Raw genomic sequence first — 20272 nt, forward strand, 5'->3', positions numbered from 1 at the left:
CTCAACACAGCAGCGACAACGCGATCACGAAGGTCGTTCGATAAAGGTCGGGTCATAGATACTGGCCTCCATCCAGCCAGCATCTTGAATCACAATCATCCTGATTCGGGAATCACCTCAGATTCAGACCAAAGCGGAAACGGTCTAAAGCATCAAACGAGTTCAACGGGGCAGCTTCATGTAACTGCCGAGCAGCGCCAGATGCATCGTGATTTGCATCCTCGACGACCGCCAGGAGGCCCCGGTTCGGGGCCTTCGCCATGCCGATTCTACACCTGGGATGGTTCCACGGCGCCGCGCACGATGTTTTAGTCGGAAAATTGTTCCGCCAGAATGCGATCCGACCACGAGCGGTCCGGATCCGAAAGGATCCGCGCCGTCGTGTGCTCGGACTGCGCGATCCTGACGCTGACGACGGATTTTACCTCGGTGTTGTCGGCAACGGCGTTGACGGGGCGCTTGTCGCTTTCGAGAACGACGACATCCACCGTTACCTTGTCGGGAAGCAGGGCGCCGCGCCAGCGCCTGGGTCGGAAGGCGCTGACCGGCGTCATGGCAAGAAGCGGCGCCTCCAGCGGTAAGATAGGCCCGTGCGCCGACAGATTGTACGCGGTGGATCCGGCGGGCGTCGTCACCATCAGCCCGTCGCATATGAGCTCCTCGAGCCGAACATGGCCGTCGACGGTGACCTTCAGCTTTGCCGCCTGATAGGATTGCCGGAAAAGCGACACCTCGTTGATGGCAAGCGCGTCCGAAGTCGAGCCGTCAGCCGCCGTCGTGGTCATCCTGAGCGGTCGGAGCGCGTTTTCGACCGCCGAGTCGATGCGCTCGGCCAAATCGTCGACGCGGTAGTCGTTCATCAAAAATCCGACGGAGCCGCGGTTCATGCCATAGACGCGCTTGCCTGTGTTCATCGTCGAGTGGAGCGTCTGGAGCATGAACCCATCGCCGCCGAGCACCACGATAACCTCGGCGTCTTCTGCACCGACCTGTCCATAGAGACGGGCGAGTTCGTCGCGCGCCGCAAGCGCCTCGGGCGCCTGCGAGGCAAGAAAACAAAGAGACTTCGGTCCGCGCGCCATTGCTCATCCTTTGAAGACTGCGCCGCGCGTAAGGAACGCACGAAAAACGCAGCCGCATGCCAAAAATTGCGCCATCCCGTCTTAAGACCGATTCCGATCCGAGAGGTCATCGGCTAGGTAATTGATAATGCGTTGGCGCGACAAGCCATTTTCGTGGCGCTGCTCAGAACTGTGCCGCAACCTCCTGCTTCGGCAGGAAGGAAAGCTCGGTTTTTTCCTTTACACGAAATCAGAATCTGATATTTGGCATCGCAACATGCCCTTGTAGCTCAGTTGGTAGAGCACCTGATTTGTAATCAGGGGGTCGCGGGTTCGAACCCTGCCGGGGGCACCATAATTTTCAAACACTTAGCTGGCGCTTGTGTCCGGACCTTCCGAGTTCCGGACACATTACGGACACAAGGGCGGGGTTATTCCTGTGTTCCGTTATCCACGGATAAGAAAAATCGCGGGACCTTTCGACCCCGCGATTTTTATTTAGCTGATTTGTTTTTCCGCCCATCGCCTAAGCTCGGCATAGGCATAGCGCACACCTTTGCCCCTGCCTTCGCCGATGCGCAGCCAGGGCGGACCCTTGCCCTGCGCCCGCCATGCTTCGAGCGTTCGCTCTGAGACGGCGAGGAGCTTCGCCGCCTCCACCTGCCTCACGAGGATTAGATCGAGCTTAGTCATTCGACCCCCATCAGCGAGAAGCTGTTAACTTCCGTTGCGATCTGCTCGATGACCCAATCGCAATAGATCGTCTGTCCGGTCGTTGTCCTCGCCCAAACAGTGAGCCCGGCGAAATCCTTGTCGACCTTCTCCCCCTTGGCTTCGAGTTGGTCGGCGAGCCAATCTGAAATGATCCAATGCTCGAAGATTTCGCGCTGGTAGGGCTCGATGTCGAACTCCTCGCATAGCTCCTGCCATCCGGAAGCGTCGAGAGGGCTAGCTTCCGCTGTCGTCTGCAGCTGATGGTTCACGAACAGGTTCCCATCGATTGCCCATCCTTCCTGCGCCGCTGCCTCTTCGAAATCGTCGAGGGGTGAGCACAGCTCGAAAGCCTGCTCGGCGAGGTCAGCAAGTTCCGTCGTGCTTTCAACGTTGCCGCCGGAGCCGCCGGCGACAGTGAAGACGAGATGCGAAATGCAGTGGTGCACTTCGCGGCTCACGAGGTCACTGGCGCGGATCATGCCGCACCTCCGACCTTCGGCAGCTTAAACTCGTCGAGCCAGCCATGCCCCAGCTCATTGCGCAGGCAGCGCAGCGTGCCTGTGTCGAGGCCGCCCATGTGTCGACCTTTGAAGGAATAGGACAGCCAAGCTGCCATCAAATATTCCTTCCATTCGCGGCCGTACTCAGCTGCGAAGGCGCGGACGACTTCGAGTTCGTGAGGGGTTAGATCGCGGTATCCGCTCATTTCGTATTTTCTCCTTTGGGTGGTAACGCAGAACAGCTGTGGTGCGCTGTTCTGTCTTCGGCATGTAGTAGCATGTGCGGGCTTCGTCAAGTGTTGTCGTTGTGAATTTAATATTAAATATCAACAATATACGATGCAAACACACCCCCGCCGGCACCCTGCCCAACGCTGCCCCACCAACTACTCCCCTTTATTCGCCGTCACTCATCCGACCCAAATCCAAAACGGTTAACTCCTCCATAGATTGCGTTTGCACTCGCAATAATCAGACCCCACACGTGGGCCCAAAGTCCCAAAAACCCCAGCCCAAAGCCCCAAAAAAGTGCGTACCAAATCCAGGAAAATCGCCCTTGCGATACACCCCCGACGCATGCCAACATCATCATGGGCATCGTCGCATTTGGGGTATTGAATGCAGAAGATCGGGGTAGTGATCGCCAGCTTGGCTCTGGCGGCTTCCGCGCATGCCAGCGACCTGACGGTCGGGGAATTCCTGGAGAACAGCCACGCCAATCCACAGGATCTGAGGCTGATAGAGGCTGCCGCCAGCGGCATCCGAACGCTCAACATCTACCTCGATGTCACCCGTCCGGACTGCGAGCCTGTTGGTTCTCGCACCTGCAAACTGACTGGTCGCCGCCTGCAGTCGAAGGTGTTCTGCGCGCCCGTGCGGCAGGAGCTGCCGCCGGAGAAGATCAGGGACATCGCCGAGAAGTATCTCGACAAGCGCCCGGACCAAGCCTCACATCCGTCGGGCCTCTACCCGCTCGTCATCCTCAACGCCCTGATCGAACGGTTTCCTTGCAAGCCGGGCTTGATGCTAGGCGCCGTGAAGGTTGGTGAGTGAATGCGTTTTCGGACAAATCCCCCTGCCATTGAAGACTACTGGAGACACCGCTCATGGCCCATCTGCGCATCGTCACCGTGAAAGCAGCACTGCATGGTGAAGGCGATTACAGTGTCCTCAGCACCGTCGAGGCTCTCGCCGGCGTGCTGCTCAACCAATGGCCCCCGAAATACCAGTCCGACGATGTGCTCTCCCCGCATTACCTAGCCCGGCAGGCCTGCATCGCGGCGCTGGAAGGGAAATCCACTCCTGCCGAGGCCCGCGCCGCCTTCGTCAAGGCTTGCGACGAAGCGGACATCGATGTGTTGCCGCCGGGCGCGTGACTGCCTCTTACAAATCGTCTTACTCGTCTTCCCTGTCCAACATCTAGCTGTTTACTGCCACTGGGGTGCAGTATGGATAAGTAGGGCTAATCGTTCGTACTATGCATCATCGGAAAGCAAACCGAGGGCGCGAGCCTCCGCCAGCGCCGATGCGTTGTCTGCAAGCAGCCACCAGCTTTTGTCAGTCGGCGACCAGCGCGCGCCGAGCTTCTTTGCCTCGTCTCTCCTGGCGAAGGGCACCGTCAGCATCACCCGCTCGCCCTCCGCCTGCGCGGTGAAGCGCCCGCCCGGTCCCTTGCCGCGTTTTTTGTCGAGGGCTGCGAGCGTGGCGCCGATCGCGGGATCGTCGAGGGATCTGAGCGGCATGCTCTCCACCCAGGCAGGCGCCTCGATCCTGCGCCAAGTCTTATAGGTGCCAGCGACCGGCACCGGCGCGAGCTCGTCTTTCAATTCGCCATCGAGGCTATAGACGTCCATCAGAGCCGACGGATTGCCGAAGTACGGGCCGGGTTTCGTAAATGGGCCGATGCGGATGATGCGCGCGCAGGTGTGGCTCCATGTCGTGCGCCGTATCCAGAAATCAGGGCCGCCGTTCGCCTCGTACATTTCGAAGATATTTTGATCGCTGAAATTGCCAGCCATGGTGTGCCCCCCCGCACGCTTCCGCTGCCCAAGCCGCTCCAGAGCCAAGCGGATTTCCGAGCATTTCTCAAGAGGAGAGGGGGCAAACTGAAAATCATCCACTCGATCTTCCTAGCTCGCTGGCGCGGTGGGGAGTATCTTGGCACCTGCCCCTAACGTTTTCGGACAATCCCATGCAGACCCAGCAAGCACGCTCGCTCCCACCCCAGTTCACCGCCGATTTCCTCGCGAAATATCCGGCCGTAGCAAGCCTCTTGCCCTCCGTCGCTCATGGGCGGCCCATCCCGCTGAAAACTGTGGAGCTGATGCTCGGGGAAGGACTGCTGCCGCCGTCCGCACTGAAACTGCTGGGTGAGATCGAGGTCGTGCCGCATTTCCGTGTCGACGCCGACGTCTGCCGTTGGGATGCCGACCTGCGTAAGGTGATTTATCACCATGACGACACCAACGCCCGATATCGCATCCACGAGCCCGACCCGCGGCTGATGTCCCCGTCCGAAAAGCGCGCCTACCGCGCTGGCAAGCTCATCCCCGAGCCACACCCCGACACAAGCCAGGACTTCGTGCCCTTATCGCGCATCGCCGGGGCGTTTAATCCGGAGGCGCGCCTCTGCGGCTGGTTCCTCGCCAGCAACATGCCGCCGAACGTTACGACCCTCACGTCTTACTCCACGGTCGACAAGTTTTCTCACGAACTGCGCTGTACGATCAGGGTCGAGATGCTGTGCCGGGAAACGCTGCTGCCCGATGCGCTGGCTCTGCCGACGCCAAGCCAGCTGCGTCAGCCGCCGGCTGACTGGGGCGGAGCGTATTTCATCGCCACCGCCGTCGATCCCATCGACGTGCCCCCAGGGCAGGCGACCCCTACCGGTTGGCGTGTCCCGGTGTTGGTAGACGATGACGATCCGTGCCGTCCGCCGCTGGTGCCTGTTTTCCATTCCCGCGATGAGGCATGCCGGCTGGCGGAAATGGCGGTGCTCGCCGAAGATACGATCCCGGACGGCTGGGACGAGCATCGACTTGGCGACCCGCCACGCCTGCGCTGGCTCATCCCGCAGCTGGGCCGCGGGTGGAAGCCTGCGACTGATTGAGCCATACTTTCCAATGCCAACTCGGGGGGACCAATTATGCCGCAAGATCGCGAAGCGTTTGCCAGGCTCCGACCAGCAGGGGACTGGCGCCCCAGGCTCGCGGTCGACAATACCCATGATGATTTGTATTTCAGACTGCGCCGCGATGTCGCCTGCAGCGCCCGCGGGGCTCAGGAGGCGCACGAGGCAATCGCGGCGCTGCTGGAGATCGCGCCGGCGACGATGCTTGCCAAGAAACCTGAATTCATGATGCTGGTGCGGGCGTTCGCGGAGGTGTTCGAGCAGGTGACGGAAGCCGTCGACGTTTGCATCGAGGCGAGCGTGCCGTGGCGCGACCTCGTCACCGAGTACCCGCGCGTTCTCGCTGCACTCGATGCCGGCATCGCCGAGGAGCAGCGCGTCATTCTAGCGCGGGCATACGCCAGGTTTTTACGCGAGGGTAACCCGAGCCCGCTCTCGTAAACTCGCCGCGCATCTCGCCCGCCATGTCGTTCCGGGATATACTTGCTGGATGACCCAGGCACTGAGCTACCGCCGACTTCCAATGCGAAAATCGCCGGTCCCGGCCGACAGCGATGCGCCCGCGTGGCTGCCGTTCCCGCCGGCGAGCATGCAGCCGGGCGTGCCGCTGACAACATCATCCGGAGCATTGCCAGATCCATATCTCAGGATGAGGGAAAGTGACATCGTGCCGCTCGGCGACGATCCGAGGGCGCAGCTCGACCTTCAGATCGACTGCTGGAAAAAGCCGCGATGGTGGTCACAACAACCGACGCCGTCGGCGCCATCACCACCGCCACTTTTCCGGGTTCGCTTTACCGGCAGCTTTTCGCAAATAATCTGCGCCCATGACGTGCTGCGAATGATCCAGGCGCTGCTGGCGACCGACCCGCATGGGTTCATTACCGACATCAGCAGCGATCGCACGGCGCTGTCCGTCAACTTGTCGAACTTCTTGCTCAACATTCATGGCACGATTTCCGGCTGGAGCCAGTCTCCAATGCTCAATCGGGCGCAGTGATGGAGACCGCGATGACCATCGAAGATCAGGTAACAGCCCTTGAAACGGCGATCCTCGTCAAGGACCAACGCATCGCTGCGTTGGAAACTGAAGTTGCCGGGCTTCGGGCCAGCTTGCATTCGATTTTCGAGAGCAGCCTTGCATCGATCAGATCACAGGACGCTTACGTCGCGACGATTGCCGATCTCAATCTGGCACTGCAGGAGGAACTCGCTGACGCCACGGCGTTGTTCGACCAAACATTCGACGAGCTGGAGGAGATGGACAATCGCACCAAGACCCTTGAGCTGCAGTTGCTCTCGGCGGCCAACCTTTCTGTCGCTCGTCGAAATTAACCTTTTTCTGGTTAACTTAAAGATCAGGTAGTATCCTCGCGAAAATGCAAGGAGGACACCGCCGTGAGCTTCGCAGCCGAAATGAAAGACTTCGCCGAGGGCTTCAAAAGCGGCTCGAAAATCGGCTCCGACCGAGCGGACAATAAGCTGAAAGCGGCCGAGACCGACTATTATCGGGCCCGCACCGGTCGACTTCTGCCTGCAACTCCCGGCCAATACTCAGCAATCCCCGATCCATTTTCCGGTGGTGGCAGTGGCGCGACGAGCAACGCCAGCGGCAATGCGGACGTCGACGATCATCAGGTCTACAGCTCGTTCATGGATACCGTGAAGAACGGATACGGCGATCCCAACCATCGCGTCGAGGGCGTCAGCAACCCCTATGCGCTCGCCGCCATCGCTGCCACCGGCAAGCATGAAAGCGGCTTCTCACCGCACAATGCGAACCGCGAGTGGAACGACGGCAAGAACAACGCCGGCGGCATCATGTCTTAGAACGGCCCGCGCCTTGCCGCGCTGAAGCAGGCGAACGGTGGCCAGATGGGTACGCCGCAGCAGCAGGGGCAATTTTTCCTCGCTGAGAACCCTGGCCTTATCCAGAAGCTGAATGGCGCCAAGAGCTTGGAGGAAGCTCAGACCCTCATGAACAATGCCTGGGGGTTCAAGGGCTACGACCAGCCTGGCAACAAGGAAGCAGCCGGCCGCTTTGCCGACGCGAACTCGTTCCTGTCGCAGTTCCAGCGTGGCGATGCCAGCAGCAGATCGCCGACACCACGCGCATCCTCGGGCGGTGATATCGCAGTTCCCTCTCAGAATGCCAGCGCGACTGATCCAACCACGACCGGCTCGACCGCGCCGGCTGCGAACAAAATGACCAAGCCGCGGCTTCCGAAAATACCAGTCCCGCAGCCCGGCGATCCCGCCCCGCAGGTGCCGCCTCCGGCAGCCAATGGCTGGGTTCTCAGCCCGGCTTACGGCGACGAAAACCCTGACTACGACAATGACCAGGATCAGCGTGACGAGGACGACGATCTGCAATTTGCGCGTGGCGGGATTGTCCCCTCGCGACGTCGTCGCTTTGCCGATGGCGGCCTCGTCGACGACAGCGAGGATAGCGGCGAGGAAACACCGTACCAGTGGAACCGGATTTCCTACGACACGATGGGCAATCCAATCTTTGTCCCGCAACCAGCCGCGCAACCTCCGAGCGTCGAGCAGCCACTTGCTACCCCAGCCGTCTCGCGCCCCACGCAATACGAGCCGCGTCGCAGCGCTATCCCGACATTCAACGTTCCCGACGTCGTCAGCAGCGGTCCGCAAAATCCGCCGACGGCAAAGCCCTACGTCTCCAATGATGGTCGCCCGTCGGTGTTTGGCGCCGATGGGAGTGTCAACGGCGCCAGCGATGGCGGCGGTGGAGGAGGGGGTGGCGGTGGCGGTGGCGATTACCAGGGCTTCGTGCCGCCGGCATTTCCGCATTCGCAGACACCCCGCAGAAACGTGCCGCCACCAACGCCAAGACCCGCGCATCATGCCCAGGCTAGTGAGCCAGCTAAGCATGTTCCGACCTCAGCGCCGCGGCCAACACAGCCTCAAGCTGCCGCGCGCACGCCCGTCGTCAACCAAAGTTCGCGGGTTTATCACCAGGTCGCGCCTGACGCCTCCGGCCGTTACACCGAGGAAGAAAACGCTCGCGCTCACCATGCCGGCGCGACCCGTAAAGTGCAGTACCGCGCCGCCGCCGGCGGCGTAGTACCAGACGACGAGCCAACCCCGCCGCGCAACGGCGCCATGGTGCTCGATGCCGATGCCGTCGCGCCGCCGGCAACCCCCACACAAGCCCGCATGCTCAACGCTGGCTCCTCAAGCCCGCGCATCTATGAAGGCTCGACAGCAGCCCAGGTCAGGGATAGCGCCCCAGCCAGCCCGGTCTACGCTGATAGCTCAGCACCTGCTGCGCGTTCGTCTGGCGTCCTGCCAACACCAGAAGATCCGAGCACCAGGCAAGCATCCCCGTCCGACACTCCGCAACATCCGCCTCACAACCTCGTCGCAGAGGCGCTGCACAACGGCGTGCTATTCCTGCAAAACACGTTCGGCTTGAAGGGCAACGGCGCGATCAACACCCCCGACGATCAGAATAAGATCCGAGCGGGTGCACGGCGTTTCGCGCAAGGCGAGGGCGCGGCGACGCCTGACGAAGTGCGGATGGTTGACCAGAAGATCGACCCGGATAACCAGATCCCCGACGACCAGAAGCAGGCGACCCGCCTGGCGCAGATGACGCAATATTACCTGCAGCAGGGGCGGCCGAAGGACGCTGCCGCCAGCGCCGCAAGTCTATTGCAATACGGTGCGCAGCAGTTCGGTCATCTCGGCGCATTGTCTGGCGCAGCGCTGAACCAGTTCCAGCAGGATCACGATCCACGGCATATCCAGAACGCCGTGAAGTTCCTGAACGCTGCGTATGATCTGATCCCCGACGGCGGCGGCATGGACATCAATATCGATCCACGCACCGGCGTGATCAACGCCACGCACAGCGTGCCAGGTGCTGAACCGCAGACGTTCACGGTGCAGCCGAACGAACTGCCGCAGCTGCTCAAGACGATGCAGGACGGCTCGTTATATTGGGACAGTGTATTTCGGACCGCTGACCCGGCCGGCGCTCACGCCCGCGAGAACAACAAGGCGCGCAGTGTCGCCGCGCAGCAGAAGCGCGAGCAGGGCCTGGCGGACCAGCTCGACAAGGAAGGGCGGCAGGAAACACGATACCAGGAGCACACCAAGGACAATCGCCAGTATCGCGAGACGCACCCGACCGCCGGCGCTGGTGGACCGCCGATCGACGAGAATGCCTTCAACTCGGCCCGCGCAACCGCCGATGCGGCGCAGTCGGATTTTAAGCGTGCGAGAGAAGCCGACGCCGACCCTGACACGTTGAGGGCATTGCAGGACAAGCGCGACGAGGCGGCCTCGCGGCTTTCCGACCTGTTCCCGGTGGTCAAGCGCGGCCAGCTGATGGAGCAGCTCGGCTATGAGGGCTATACGTATAAGGCCCCGCCTGCCAACGCGACAACCGCTGCGATGACCAATCCTGTGGCGCCCGACAATCAGGCGGCGCTCGGGGGTACGCAGCCAGCAGCGCCGAGCGGCGGCGCGCCGCCCGCCCCGCCACAAACCTCGTCTCAGCAACCCCCTCAGCAGGTCGGCAGCGGTGGCCCGCCGCTCCCGAACAACATTTATCGAGGCGATGCGCGGCCGCCAATTCAGGGAGCCGTGCGCGACGCCAAGACCGGTAGCTGGTGGGTGAAGACGCCAGCCGGAAAATTCGCACCGATCACACAGTAGCGGGCCGTCATGGATCAGTCGTTCAGAATTGGCGCAGAAACCGATTACGAGCCGCAGTTCTCTGTCGGGCCGGAGATGGATTATCAGCCGTCGTTCGAGCCCGAGCCGGCTTCTCCGTCGCCTGAGCCGGAAAGGACTGAGCCAGCCGCGCCAGCGCCAACGCCGAAGTTCAATGTCGGGGCGGAGATGGATTTCCAGCCGACGTTCAAAGTCGGAGAAGACAGCGATTTTCAACCTACCCCAGCTGCACAACAAGGCGCGATCCCTGTGCCACCGTCAGCCACGCCCGGCGACAAGCCGTTCGGCTCCGACTGGAGCTTCATACGCGGCCTCGTCACCTCGGGCGTCGGAGGCAATCTTCAGGGGCTCGGCGGCACGATCGACGCCTTCAATCTGCTCTCCGACGGCGACCCGAACAGCACTGCGGGCAAAGCTGCGAACTTCCTCGACGCGCTCGGAAAAAAGGGCAGCGCCGGCTACGAGCTGCAGGCACCGAGCGTTGTCGATGTCGTCAAATCTCCGAGCAAGGCTGGCACATATCTCGGAGAGCAGACCGGCTCCCTGATCGGCTCGATGGGTCCGACGGCGGCAGGCTGGGCGCTCGGCACGGCTGGTGGCGCTGCGCTCGGTGAGGCGATCGACCCAGCCGGCGGCGGCGTCCCTGGCGGCATCGTTGGCGGCTATGTCGGCTCATACATTCCGTCATTCATCCAGAACACTGGCGATACCCTGCAGGGGATGCTCGAAGACGCCGCCATCCAAAAACTCCTCGCCGACGGCACGCTGACACAGAAGAACCTCGCCGCCTACGCTGTCCCGACAGGCGCGATCGTCGCCGGCCTCGACAGCTACGGCATCGGCGAAGTGATGAAGCTCTCCGGTGTTTCGAAGGAAGTCGCTGAACCTGCGATCAAGAAATTGGTGATCAGCACAATCGCCAAGGCGGCGGCGAGCCACGGCGCGGCGGAGAGCGCGACCGAGGGCGCGCAGCAGCTAATACAGGAAACCGCAACGGTGCTGGCCGGCGGCAACCTCGATCTCGCCAAACGCGCCCTCTCGGTCCTTGATGCATCAGTGAGTGGTTTCCTCGGCGGCGGCCTCTTCGGCGGCGGCCATGAGACGTATCACGCGCTGAAACCCGGTGAGAGCACACAGACACCTTCGAGCACCGAAACGGGCGTCATCCCCACAGACAACGCTGGCACCTCCGCACCAGGTGGCACGAATGCGTCAACGCCGCCTCCGCCCGCCGGAGCCGGTCCTACGAGCACCGACGCACCGTTGTCCAAAACCCCGACCGATGGCGGGGTAGCGGAGCCTGGCTTTGAGCACTTAACCCCCGAATACAATCGCGTCGAGCCGGTGATACCGGGCTCGCCGGCCGCAGCCGCAGCGGCGAAATCGACCCAACCGGAGACGATCGGGCCGGTTGCCCCTGACGCTGCAGCCGCCTTGACCCCAACGCCCGCGCCTGCCGGACCGCCTGCAGTGGCAATCAGCCTCCACCCGATCGAGGGACCACAGGCGAGCCCAATGAGCGCCGGCGCCGACGTCAGCGCCGCTATCGATGCGCACAACGCCGCTGATGAGGCGACATCCGATGCGCGCCGCAACGCACCTGCAGGTGGACTAGCAGCGACGCCATCTCCGCAAACAAGTCCACCTACGCAACCAAGTGCCGGAGCCGAGCTGCCCCTTAGCCCCTCGGCTCCTGGCCAGGTGCCCCCTCCGAGCGGGGCACCCACGGGCAGGGTCACGGCCCCTCCGGTGACCCTGCCTGCCTCTTCCGACGAGGATGTCGTCTCGGAACGCGTGCAGCCGCGATCGGCGACGCAGCAGACGTTCGAACGCCTGACCCCGCCAGACGGATCGTTCACCGTCGGCGAGCCGGTAGACGACTTCGTTCCCCAGCCGGCCGAGGCGATACAAGCCGCGCCAGCAGCGCCGCCAGTCACACCAGCGGTGACGCCAGGCGAGGGACTGTCCAAGACCCAGCGCGCGGCCTTTGACGACATCGCCGCTGATATCCAAAGCCGCTACGACGATCCGAACGATCCACGCATCCAGCGCGATCTCGAAGCCGCGCACGAGTTCATTCGCCAGCAGCCGCTGAAGCAGGCATCGAGAGCGGTGGTCAACAAGGCAGTGAAGCACCTCAACGCCATGCGCGCGCAAACTGCCGCTGTCGAGCGAGCCGCTGCCAACGCTCCCGCCGAACGCGAAGCTCGCCGCCAGCGACTTGCCGCCGAGGCAACTCAGCCCAGAGTGAAGACGCCAGAGCAGCTGCAGGAAGACGTCGACCGCGCCGAGCGCTCGCGCATCGCCGAGGACGCGCTCAGTCCCGAGCAAGCTACGGAGGAGGGCGCTGAGCCGACCCAGAACGAAGACAATGAGGCGCTGAACAAGCAGCTCGACGACATCATCACCAAGACGTTGAGCCGCGAAGCCGACACTGTAGGCAAACTCCCCGACCCGGCGCTCGAGCGAGCGACAGCAGCAGGTGGCGGTGGCAGCAAACGTGGCGGCGGTAGCGGCCCACGCGGGCCAGCCGCACGGCCGGGCACGCCGCAGTTCAAGGCGACGCGAATTCTACGCCGCGCGGTCAGGGCGTCACTGCGGCATATCCTCAAGTCCGGGGGCGCCAAGACACGTCGCTGGCTGCGGCAGTTCGTTGCCGACCATGATCTCGCCACCGACAACGAGTGGCGTTTCGACTGGACCGACCATATCGACCCGGAGGCGCGGACTGAGCAAAACCCGATGCGGCAGGTCAGCGAGACCCGCGCCCGCGAGCATGCAAAGCGCGAGCGCCTAACGCGGCCGTTCAAGCAAATTGTTGACCGCCTCGATCGCCTGCGCCGCAGGAACCCGGAGGCGTACGCTGAGATGGGGCAGCTGATGGCTGATGCCTCGTCGCTGAAGGTCGACCCGACCAAGCCGGCGAACGCCCCGGAGAACGCCCACCTCGGCGGCACGTTCACGAAGGATGGCTATCAGGGTCGCCAGGCGCATAAGGCGCTCGCTGCCCGCTACGATGCGCTGGTGAAGTCCGATCCCGAGATCGCGCAACTCTGGTCAGATCTGCAGACTGCTTTTGCCGAGCGCCGGGCCCATGAGACCCGTGCTCGTGTCGTCGCCCTGGTGCGGCAGGTGCTCGACCGCAATAACGAGCGCGAGCGCGCCGCCGGCCGGGCGCCGCCCCCGACTGGCAACGTCGAAGCCGAGCAGCTGGCCGACCGCGTCATCAACAAGCAACTGACGAAGACCGACGCCGAGATGCTGTCGCCATCGGTGCGCATGGCCCTGCAGCAGGTAATCGACAGCGGCAAAATCCCAGGGACGTACCTGCCGTTCGTGCGGCAGGGAAATTTCGCCGTTCACTGGAAAGAGCGCATGCAGCTGCCGAACGGCGGGCAGTGGGCGAAAGACCGCAATGGCAAGACCCTGGATGACATCTTCACCGGCGACAAATCGGCAGTCGATCAGTTCGTCAAGTCGACAGTGAGCGATGGCAACCCTAACACCGGCCTGAACATCCGCCAGATCCGCGCCTTCAAGGAAGGTCCTGATGGAAAACCAGTATTTCGCAGGGAAGTCACGGCGGGCGAATTCGATGCGCTGACGACGCCCGTGCAGTTCGAGGTCCAGGTGCAGCGCCGCGGCATGAGCCTGCATAACACCCAATCTGAAGCCGAGGCGGCGCACGAGCACATGACGCAGCATGCCGACGACGTCCACCTGCAGGAGCGGGAAGAGAACAAGACCGACGACCTCATCCCCGCCAATGTCGACGAGATCCTGAAGAAGGCACTGTTCGACCTCCGCGACACTGGCACCGACGACAGCGTCACCGAGCTGCTGGATAAGACGATGCGCGACGCCGTCGCCTCGGTCGCTGCCGGCAACGCTGCCTCAGCCCGTCGTCTGCACCGCAAGAACGTCAGCGGTGCCGAGGGCAATATCGGCGCGGTCACCGATCGTTATTCCGACGCATCGAGCGGCGCTATCGCCAAGCTCGAGGCGCTGCCCGAGCTTGAGACTGGCATGCGCGGCATGCGCTACTCCGACGAGGAGCAGTCTCACACCGATCCGAAGGGGCAGCTGGCGCGCCAGCAAATGATCTCGGAATGGCAACGGCGGGTGTCGAACCCTAATGACCACTATACCACTCGTGGCTCACTGGAGAACAATCTCCAGGCGGCGTTGAACGTCTCCTACCTGACGCGGCTCGGCGATATCGCCTCGGCGCTGGTCGATCTCACCCAGCCGTATCTGATGGGCGCGCCGCGCCTCATGGGACGCTCGAACCCGATCCGCGCCTACATGGAAATCGTTCGGGCGGAGAAGGCGATCAACACTGCGAAACTCACTGGCAAGACCTATGGCGATGCTGCCAAGTCCGCTGGCGAGGCACTGTCGAAAGGTGCTGCTGCCGCTGGCCGTCTCGCCGGTAAGGAAGGTGAGGGCGCCCGCCTCGGCCGCAGCGATCATTTCGAGGACGTTCGCAATTCCGTCGGCAAGGAGAAGGACGGACGCGACCTGCAGAAGATGCTCGATAGCCTGGCCGATGTCGGTCTGCTGTCACGCGAGAGCGCCACCGACATCAAGGGACTGGACCCGAGCGAACAGCGCGGCCTCAACCGCATTCTAGAACCGCTCTCCGATATCGTCCGCCAGCTGCGCATCGGCGTCGATATCCGCAACCAGTCGATCACCGCGGTCGCCGCCTACCGCATCGCCCGGCAGAAGGGCGACACCCACGCTCAGGCGGTGGAGTATGCCCGCGACACCGTCCGCCAGAGCCAGTTCGACAGCACCCACGCGACCGGCGCCCCGGCATTCAAGCAGCGCGGCCTTGCGAAGTTCCCACTGCAGTTCAAGCGCTTCACCGCCAACTCTCTTGTCGGCATAGCGCGAATGATGCGCTCGGTGTTCGCGTCGAAAAACATGACGCCGGAGCAGCGGAAGGAATGGCGTCGCATCTTCGCCGCCGCCAATGTCGTCACGCTCGCCGCCTCTGGCATTTCCGGCCACCCACTGGCAATGGTCGCCGGCACGTTCATGCAGGCGCTCGCGCTGGCGATGGGTGAGCCACCGCGCGAGTGGGAAGCAGAGATCGAAGAATGGTTTACCCGCATGTTCTCCGAGGAGATGGGGTTGAGCAAGGGCGCCAGCCACAAGATGGCTGCCTCGATTATGCGCGGTCTGCCATCCGGTCTCGGTCCCGTCGACGTCGCCAAGCGCATCGGCTTCGGCGATCTGATCGTGCAGGGCAAGCCGGAGAGCATGGACGCCAAGGGCATTTCCAACTGGCTCGGCCAGCAGGTTCTCGGGGCACCCGGCGACACGCTGGTCTCCCCGGTGGATGCTGGTAAGGCGCTGCTGCACGGCGACGTCGGCAAGGCGGCGGAGGCGCTGACGCCGAAATTCATCGCCAACCTCGTGCGCGCCGGCCGCGGCGGCCCGACCAACGCCAAGGGCGACCAGCTCACTGCCGAGGGTTATTCGCCAATCGAAATGATCGCCAAGGGCATTGGACTGCAACCGACGCGCGAAGCCGACCTGCGGCGGCAGCGAACCTACAATTACGCTCAGAACGAACTCCGAAAAGTCCGCGACAACAATCTGCGCAAGTCATTCGAGGACGCGCCGAATTACGGTGAGAAACACAAGGCGTGGCTGAAAATCCAGCAGTACAACAAGACCGTGCCGGAGGATGCACAGATCACCGACAAGAGCCTTGAGCGCCGGCAGAAGGATCTCATGAAAGATAAGGAAAAGGTCGCCGGCGACATGCAGATCACAAAGAAGAATGCCGATATCGCCCGCCGCAGTCGCTCGCTCAACCCGGCCGACCATCCGCCGCGCAAGAAGGTGGTCGAATATGAATTCAATTGAGATCCCGTGGCATTTTTCCTGGGCGTACGAGGCCAAGGACCTTTCCGAAATTGGCAAGAAGCCGTGGTCGCGACTGACTGCAAATCAGCGCGAGGATCGCCTCGACCTGATAACCGATGCGCAGGAATTCCTGATTTTCGAGAGTTTACGCAAGTCGGATGTAGCAGCCGTGCAGGCTCTGGTGGCAGGCTCGACGGGGTCAGACATGTTTCGGTTGATCCACGCGGCGCGGCGCGGCCTCGACGTCGCCAAGCTTTCGCTGGAGGCGCTGCGTGGCGTCGACATCGACTTGCTGGCGGACGCCGTCAACCGGGCTTTGAGGGGAGAGAAGGTCGACCCGGTCGTGCCGCTGCACGCGCACGAGATCCCGCCATACACGCCGAGGAAAAATCAAGGTCGACGCAACGCGTTCGTGAGCGCGCCCGCGCGCCGCAAGCTGATCGAGAACCACGTCAAGGTGGCCGACCGGCCATGGAAAGTGCTGTCCGAGCTGCAAAAGACGCAGCGCCTGGACAAGCTCGGCGCCTGGCACGAGCGCGATCTCTTCACTAAGGATCTTGCTGATCACGCGAACGAGCGCATTCGTAAGCTCGCCGAGAATTCCACTGAAGCCGAAATGCTGAAACTGGTGCGGGCTCACAAGGCCGGTCTCGATCACACACAATATTCGCTGAAGAAACTGCGGGCGCTCGATATCGACAAGGCGATGGAGCGGGAGGCACTGAAAACACTGCCGAAGGGCAAGGTCGGAAAAGCCGTCGCCGTGATCAAGTCACTTACTGGTGACGCGTCTGCGCAGGTGGCATCCACACCGGTGATCCCGCCCGAGCCAGATCCCGCCGAGCAAGATCTCAAGACGTTCGAGCGCTCACTTCTCGATCTCGCATCCAAAGTTTCCGGCGTTAAGCCGAGGACCGAGCAACCCTCAGCGCCGCCTCGGGAGCAGCGGGAACGTTCGCCGAGATCACCCCTTTTCCACCCGCAGGAGGCCGCCCAAGAGGCGCAGGAGCGCGTTGCCGCCGCACCGAGGGCCAATGCCCCACCGATGCCAGAACCCGCGCCAGATCCACTGGATAGCGGCCAGCGCAGCGCCACAGCGGCAGACATGGCAGCGGAGGCGCTTGGCATTGATCAGGATGGCAAGGCGATCACGAGAAAGAACTTTCCGGGATATTCGAAAGCAGAGATCGCGGCGATACGATCGAAGCTAGTCGTCGATGGCCGGACCCGCCTCGATCTCGAAGCGATCTCGGCTTACATGCTGGTGCCAAGCTATTTCGCCATCGCGACTGGCCTTGATCCAGCCTGGTGGCAAGCGGCGCTGCTGGATTGCTACGACAGGAGGGTCGGATGTCTCGCTGCCCGCCAGTCGGGCAAGTCACTGGTGACCGCCAGGAAGGCGACCTGCTTCGCACTCACGAACCCTGGCAGCACCTCGCTGATCATCGCGCCGACGCTGCGGCAAAGCTCTGAGCTGCTGATGAAATGTGCTGGCGTGGCGCAGGTTGCCGGTCTCAAACTCGGCAGTCTGAGCCAGTTCCAGATGGTGATTGCCGACAAGCAGGCCGGCGCTTCTAGCCGCATCATCTCGCTGCCTGGCTCGAATGAGGATGCCGGCGCGAGCGTTCGAGGGTACTCCGCCGACCTGCTGATTTTTGAAGAAGCGGCGTTTCTGCAAGATCCGGTTATCAGCGCCGTACTGCCGTCAATCGCTGCACGCCCGAAGGCGCAGCTGATCGGGATCTCGTCGGCCGGGATCATCGGCAGTTATTTTCACTCTGTGATGACCGCGGCGGGGTCCAAGTGGTCGAAACTCGTCGTACCGGCTGATCAGTCCGATCGTTTCACCAAGGCCCAACTTGAAGAAATGAAAGTCACGCTCGGCGCCCGATACGGCGTCGAGATGCTGTGCAAGTGGGGCACCGTTGGCGACAGTCTCTATTCCGAGGATGTCCTCGATATCGCCTTCGGCACCACGATCGACGGCACCTCGCATCGCGACGCGGCGCTCGATCCGGACCTGGCTTTCGGTCATCTCGATCTGGAGCAGATTTTCAGTGCTCGACCCTTCGAAAGGCGTGTTGCATGACGATCGAAACCGGCCCTTACCTGATCTGCTCGATCGACCCTGGCGGCACGACTGACCCGGCAGCGATCGTCGTCGGCAAAGTCCACCGCGCCAATCACATGACCAGCGTCAAGATCATCCATCTCGATACGCTCAAGCCGACTGTCACGCCGATGGCGCATGTCACGTTCGCGCAGTCCGCGATGGCAAAGGTCTATAGCGAGGTCGGTCATGGCACCACGCGTTTCATCGTCGATGTCTCGAACAATTCGGCAATTGCCTATTTGCTCGCCCAGGCGTTGCCGCGCGACACGCTGGTCGGATGCAAAATCATCAACGCCGACAGTCACTCCGCCGGCCTCACGCCGATGCTGATCGGTGACATCGGCGGGCGCGCTTCGTCCATTCCGGTGATGAACCTTTCCCGCAAGCAGCTGCTGCTCGACGTCGGCGTCGCGTTCCAATCTGGCATCCTCGCGCTGCCTTTGACCGATCCCGAACAGCAAATCCAGGTGCAGGAACTCAAACGACAAATGAGCCGCGCCTCGATGAAGGTTACGCCCGCCGGCAGGCAGATCGCGGTCATCGACCGTGGGCACGACGACATCCTCATGGCGCTCGCGCAGCTGCTCGCGGCGACGAAACTGCCAGCTCCGCGAGGGGCAAGGCGCAGCGGTGAGCGGAGAGAACCGCTCTCAGCGGCCGCATGGACATGATCAACAGGAGGAAGAACAGATGAGCGGACAAGCATCCCTGAGTAGGTATGAACGCGCGCAACTTTTGACAAATTCGGTGGTGGCCAGAAATGACTTTACTGCCACGGACGAGCAGTATTTCGCAAACTGCGGCAAACTGGTGCGTCTCAGACCGCCGCTGAAAGGCGAGGCGACAGCACTAGAGAATAGCTGCGCAGCGCTGCGCATGGGCGTGTTCGTCATCGTGCAACGCCCGTCGCCGGCATACGCCTCCCGTCCGGTCGCAGCGATTACGATGGATGAAGATCACGCCATGAGGTTGCCGACCGAGCTAGCGCGCATGTCCGACGACATGATCCTCGACCTGGTCAAAAAACCATCGGTTCGGTGGTTCCCGATTTAAGGAGAGTTCAATGAGCGGATACCGCCCCGAAAAACCACTGCCGCGCGGCAGCATCACGTTTACTGACGGCCGTGATGCCGGCGGCATGCGGATCGCCGACATCACTGGCGTAACGAACCTGCAGATCAACACTCAGGCCGAGCTGGACGCACTTCACAAGCTGGTCGCCGAGGGCAAGCCACTGCCTTTGCGGCCGGCGCCGGGGCAGAAGAAGCAACGATCCTGAGAAGGGTGACAGGCACCTCAGTCACCGCTTCTGCGGCGTTACACTTTGTCCGTGAACCAGACTGTCGGTGTCCCGACCACTCCTCCACGGTGCATAGCCTCCCTCAGCTCTTCCAACTTCGTGAAGGCCTGAGCTTCCTCCAGCGAGGCGAATTCGTGGGTGACGGTGACGTCGTTGGGGTTATCGATGGCTTGATACACTGCCTCGGCTGTCACGCCGTTCGCCTTCTGGATTGCAGAAAACGTGTCGTAGACCTTCCGCCAAGTCTCGTAGTCTGAAACAGTGTGCCTTACGAACAATGTCGTCATGTCATCCTCCCCCGTAGGGTTTCACATCACCATTCTCGGCTTGAATTCACGACTATGATGAGGACCCGCAAATGCTACCGCTATGATTGAGTGAGGATCACCAACGTCTCCGGCAACACGCCGTCATACTCCATCGCGTCGGCCGCTGGCTTGGTCTTCATAAACTCCTCCAGGCGTCCCATATCAGCAACGTCCATGACCAAGCCAACCCGTTTGGACGCTTGTGGATCGACAAACGTGCGAATGTTTGTGCAGCCGATCGGTTCGAAAATCTCTTTGCGGCGCGGCGAGGCAAGCCAGTGTTTGACTTCTTTGACGTCGTGATAAGCCAATACGGTAGGCATTGCGTCCTCCTCTTGTGGCCCCAGAAATGAAAGCCAAACAGAACACTACGCCCCGCTTGAAAACAATGACATTACCCGGATGGGACACGAGAGGGCTAGAGTGTGCTCCTGCCGCTCAGATCAGGTTTTCAAGCGAGACGGCTACCGCGGCAGCGCCGCTGAGGGCCTTTACCGTTTCGGCCGGCGCCAGGACAGAAGCTCAAGCGGTGAATGCCGTCTGAGCCTTGGCTACGCCGTGG

General features: G+C 62.1%; 20 protein-coding genes and 1 tRNA gene. 14 read left to right on the forward strand and 7 right to left on the reverse strand.

Annotation, left to right across the window (positions count from 1 at the left end):
- Window positions 1-308: 308 nt before the first annotated feature.
- The gene (locus tag AB4048_RS21345) at window positions 309-1082 is read right to left on the reverse strand and encodes an NAD kinase (protein ID WP_442203993.1); all 774 of its coding nucleotides are present in this window, start codon (window positions 1080-1082) and stop codon (window positions 309-311) included.
- A gap of 258 nt (window positions 1083-1340) precedes the next feature.
- On the opposite strand from AB4048_RS21345, the gene AB4048_RS21350 reads away from it, so the two are divergent.
- Window positions 1341-1416 (forward strand) — tRNA-Thr (locus AB4048_RS21350).
- A 143-nt stretch (window positions 1417-1559) separates the two neighbouring features.
- Here the strand turns inward: AB4048_RS21350 and AB4048_RS21355 are convergent.
- The 3 genes from AB4048_RS21355 to AB4048_RS21365 are packed head-to-tail and all read right to left on the reverse strand — an operon-like array spanning window position 1560 to window position 2481.
- Entirely contained in the window at window positions 1560-1754 is a 195-nt protein-coding gene (locus tag AB4048_RS21355; protein WP_442203994.1) for a helix-turn-helix transcriptional regulator, read from the reverse strand.
- Complete coding sequence (locus AB4048_RS21360) at window positions 1751-2254, reverse strand: hypothetical protein (protein ID WP_442203995.1); 504 nt, start codon at window positions 2252-2254, stop codon at window positions 1751-1753. Before AB4048_RS21360 ends, AB4048_RS21355 begins: the two co-directional genes overlap by 4 nt.
- Complete coding sequence (locus AB4048_RS21365) at window positions 2251-2481, reverse strand: hypothetical protein (protein ID WP_442203996.1); 231 nt, start codon at window positions 2479-2481, stop codon at window positions 2251-2253. The genes AB4048_RS21360 and AB4048_RS21365 overlap by 4 nt, the downstream gene beginning before the upstream one ends.
- A 412-nt stretch (window positions 2482-2893) precedes the next feature.
- Here AB4048_RS21365 and AB4048_RS21370 point away from each other — a divergent pair, with 412 nt between their 5' ends.
- Window positions 2894-3328, forward strand: a complete 435-nt coding sequence (locus AB4048_RS21370) for a hypothetical protein (protein WP_442203997.1) — start codon at window positions 2894-2896, stop codon at window positions 3326-3328.
- 53 nt (window positions 3329-3381) lie between these two features.
- A complete protein-coding gene (locus tag AB4048_RS21375; protein WP_442203998.1) occupies window positions 3382-3651 on the forward strand; it encodes a DUF982 domain-containing protein in 270 nt (89 codons plus the stop codon).
- A gap of 99 nt (window positions 3652-3750) precedes the next feature.
- On the opposite strand, the gene AB4048_RS21380 is transcribed toward AB4048_RS21375, so the two are convergent.
- Window positions 3751-4293 carry a DUF5710 domain-containing protein gene (locus tag AB4048_RS21380; protein ID WP_442203999.1) on the reverse strand — a complete coding sequence of 181 codons (543 nt, stop codon included), beginning with the start codon at window positions 4291-4293 and terminating at the stop codon, window positions 3751-3753.
- Between the two features lie 173 nt (window positions 4294-4466).
- Here AB4048_RS21380 and AB4048_RS21385 point away from each other — a divergent pair, with 173 nt between their 5' ends.
- The 11 genes from AB4048_RS21385 (at window position 4467) to AB4048_RS21435 (ending at window position 19381) form a co-directional block, all read left to right on the forward strand.
- Complete coding sequence (locus tag AB4048_RS21385) at window positions 4467-5384, forward strand: hypothetical protein (protein ID WP_442204000.1); 918 nt, start codon at window positions 4467-4469, stop codon at window positions 5382-5384.
- Between the two features lie 36 nt (window positions 5385-5420).
- Window positions 5421-5846, forward strand: a complete 426-nt coding sequence (locus AB4048_RS21390; RefSeq protein WP_442204001.1) for a hypothetical protein — start codon at window positions 5421-5423, stop codon at window positions 5844-5846.
- 148 nt (window positions 5847-5994) lie between these two features.
- Entirely contained in the window at window positions 5995-6405 is a 411-nt protein-coding gene (locus AB4048_RS21395; RefSeq protein ID WP_442204002.1) for a hypothetical protein, read from the forward strand.
- Between the two features lie 11 nt (window positions 6406-6416).
- Window positions 6417-6740, forward strand: coding sequence for a hypothetical protein (locus AB4048_RS21400; RefSeq protein WP_442204003.1), 324 nt, complete (start codon window positions 6417-6419; stop codon window positions 6738-6740).
- A gap of 63 nt (window positions 6741-6803) precedes the next feature.
- Window positions 6804-7235, forward strand: a complete 432-nt coding sequence (locus tag AB4048_RS21405) for a hypothetical protein (protein WP_442204004.1) — start codon at window positions 6804-6806, stop codon at window positions 7233-7235.
- A gap of 45 nt (window positions 7236-7280) precedes the next feature.
- The gene (locus AB4048_RS21410) at window positions 7281-10091 is read left to right on the forward strand and encodes a hypothetical protein (RefSeq protein ID WP_442204005.1); all 2811 of its coding nucleotides are present in this window, start codon (window positions 7281-7283) and stop codon (window positions 10089-10091) included.
- 9 nt (window positions 10092-10100) lie between these two features.
- On the forward strand, window positions 10101-15989 hold the full coding sequence (locus tag AB4048_RS21415; RefSeq protein ID WP_442204006.1) for a PLxRFG domain-containing protein: 5889 nt from the start codon (window positions 10101-10103) through the stop codon (window positions 15987-15989).
- A gap of 289 nt (window positions 15990-16278) precedes the next feature.
- Window positions 16279-18078, forward strand: a complete 1800-nt coding sequence (locus AB4048_RS21420) for a terminase large subunit domain-containing protein (protein ID WP_442204007.1) — start codon at window positions 16279-16281, stop codon at window positions 18076-18078.
- Window positions 18075-18773, forward strand: coding sequence for a hypothetical protein (locus AB4048_RS21425; protein ID WP_442204008.1), 699 nt, complete (start codon window positions 18075-18077; stop codon window positions 18771-18773). The genes AB4048_RS21420 and AB4048_RS21425 overlap by 4 nt, the downstream gene beginning before the upstream one ends.
- A 19-nt stretch (window positions 18774-18792) precedes the next feature.
- Window positions 18793-19155: a hypothetical protein gene (locus AB4048_RS21430; RefSeq protein ID WP_442204009.1), complete on the forward strand. Its 363-nt coding sequence runs from the start codon at window positions 18793-18795 to the stop codon at window positions 19153-19155.
- A gap of 10 nt (window positions 19156-19165) precedes the next feature.
- Window positions 19166-19381 (forward strand): hypothetical protein, encoded by a 216-nt coding sequence (locus tag AB4048_RS21435; protein ID WP_442204010.1) that lies wholly within the window; start codon window positions 19166-19168, stop codon window positions 19379-19381.
- A gap of 38 nt (window positions 19382-19419) precedes the next feature.
- On the opposite strand, the gene AB4048_RS21440 is transcribed toward AB4048_RS21435, so the two are convergent.
- Together AB4048_RS21440 and AB4048_RS21445 are read right to left on the reverse strand one after the other, a co-directional pair.
- Window positions 19420-19689: a cyclase gene (locus tag AB4048_RS21440; RefSeq protein ID WP_442204011.1), complete on the reverse strand. Its 270-nt coding sequence runs from the start codon at window positions 19687-19689 to the stop codon at window positions 19420-19422.
- An 80-nt stretch (window positions 19690-19769) separates the two neighbouring features.
- On the reverse strand, window positions 19770-20033 hold the full coding sequence (locus AB4048_RS21445; RefSeq protein WP_442204012.1) for a hypothetical protein: 264 nt from the start codon (window positions 20031-20033) through the stop codon (window positions 19770-19772).
- Window positions 20034-20272 lie beyond the last annotated feature (239 nt).

Origin of the sequence: Rhizobium sp. RAF56, from assembly GCF_052113965.1 — a bacterium.
GTDB lineage: Bacteria > Pseudomonadota > Alphaproteobacteria > Rhizobiales > Rhizobiaceae > Rhizobium.

Bases quoted from the DNA above. Each gene is read 5' to 3' on its own strand.
- AB4048_RS21345 (WP_442203993.1), bottom strand. From the start codon at position 1,082: ATGGCGCGCGGACCGAAGTCTCTTTGTTTTCTTGCCTCGCAGGCGCCC.
- AB4048_RS21415 (WP_442204006.1), top strand. From the start codon at position 10,101: ATGGATCAGTCGTTCAGAATTGGCGCAGAAACCGATTACGAGCCGCAG.
- AB4048_RS21425 (WP_442204008.1), top strand. From the start codon at position 18,075: ATGACGATCGAAACCGGCCCTTACCTGATCTGCTCGATCGACCCTGGC.
- AB4048_RS21370 (WP_442203997.1), top strand. From the start codon at position 2,894: ATGCAGAAGATCGGGGTAGTGATCGCCAGCTTGGCTCTGGCGGCTTCC.
- AB4048_RS21375 (WP_442203998.1), top strand. From the start codon at position 3,382: ATGGCCCATCTGCGCATCGTCACCGTGAAAGCAGCACTGCATGGTGAA.
- AB4048_RS21430 (WP_442204009.1), top strand. From the start codon at position 18,793: ATGAGCGGACAAGCATCCCTGAGTAGGTATGAACGCGCGCAACTTTTG.
- AB4048_RS21440 (WP_442204011.1), bottom strand. From the start codon at position 19,689: ATGACGACATTGTTCGTAAGGCACACTGTTTCAGACTACGAGACTTGG.
- AB4048_RS21400 (WP_442204003.1), top strand. From the start codon at position 6,417: ATGACCATCGAAGATCAGGTAACAGCCCTTGAAACGGCGATCCTCGTC.
- AB4048_RS21355 (WP_442203994.1), bottom strand. From the start codon at position 1,754: ATGACTAAGCTCGATCTAATCCTCGTGAGGCAGGTGGAGGCGGCGAAG.
- AB4048_RS21360 (WP_442203995.1), bottom strand. From the start codon at position 2,254: ATGATCCGCGCCAGTGACCTCGTGAGCCGCGAAGTGCACCACTGCATT.
- AB4048_RS21390 (WP_442204001.1), top strand. From the start codon at position 5,421: ATGCCGCAAGATCGCGAAGCGTTTGCCAGGCTCCGACCAGCAGGGGAC.
- AB4048_RS21445 (WP_442204012.1), bottom strand. From the start codon at position 20,033: ATGCCTACCGTATTGGCTTATCACGACGTCAAAGAAGTCAAACACTGG.
- AB4048_RS21380 (WP_442203999.1), bottom strand. From the start codon at position 4,293: ATGGCTGGCAATTTCAGCGATCAAAATATCTTCGAAATGTACGAGGCG.
- AB4048_RS21410 (WP_442204005.1), top strand. From the start codon at position 7,281: ATGGGTACGCCGCAGCAGCAGGGGCAATTTTTCCTCGCTGAGAACCCT.
- AB4048_RS21435 (WP_442204010.1), top strand. From the start codon at position 19,166: ATGAGCGGATACCGCCCCGAAAAACCACTGCCGCGCGGCAGCATCACG.
- AB4048_RS21395 (WP_442204002.1), top strand. From the start codon at position 5,995: ATGCAGCCGGGCGTGCCGCTGACAACATCATCCGGAGCATTGCCAGAT.
- AB4048_RS21365 (WP_442203996.1), bottom strand. From the start codon at position 2,481: ATGAGCGGATACCGCGATCTAACCCCTCACGAACTCGAAGTCGTCCGC.
- AB4048_RS21385 (WP_442204000.1), top strand. From the start codon at position 4,467: ATGCAGACCCAGCAAGCACGCTCGCTCCCACCCCAGTTCACCGCCGAT.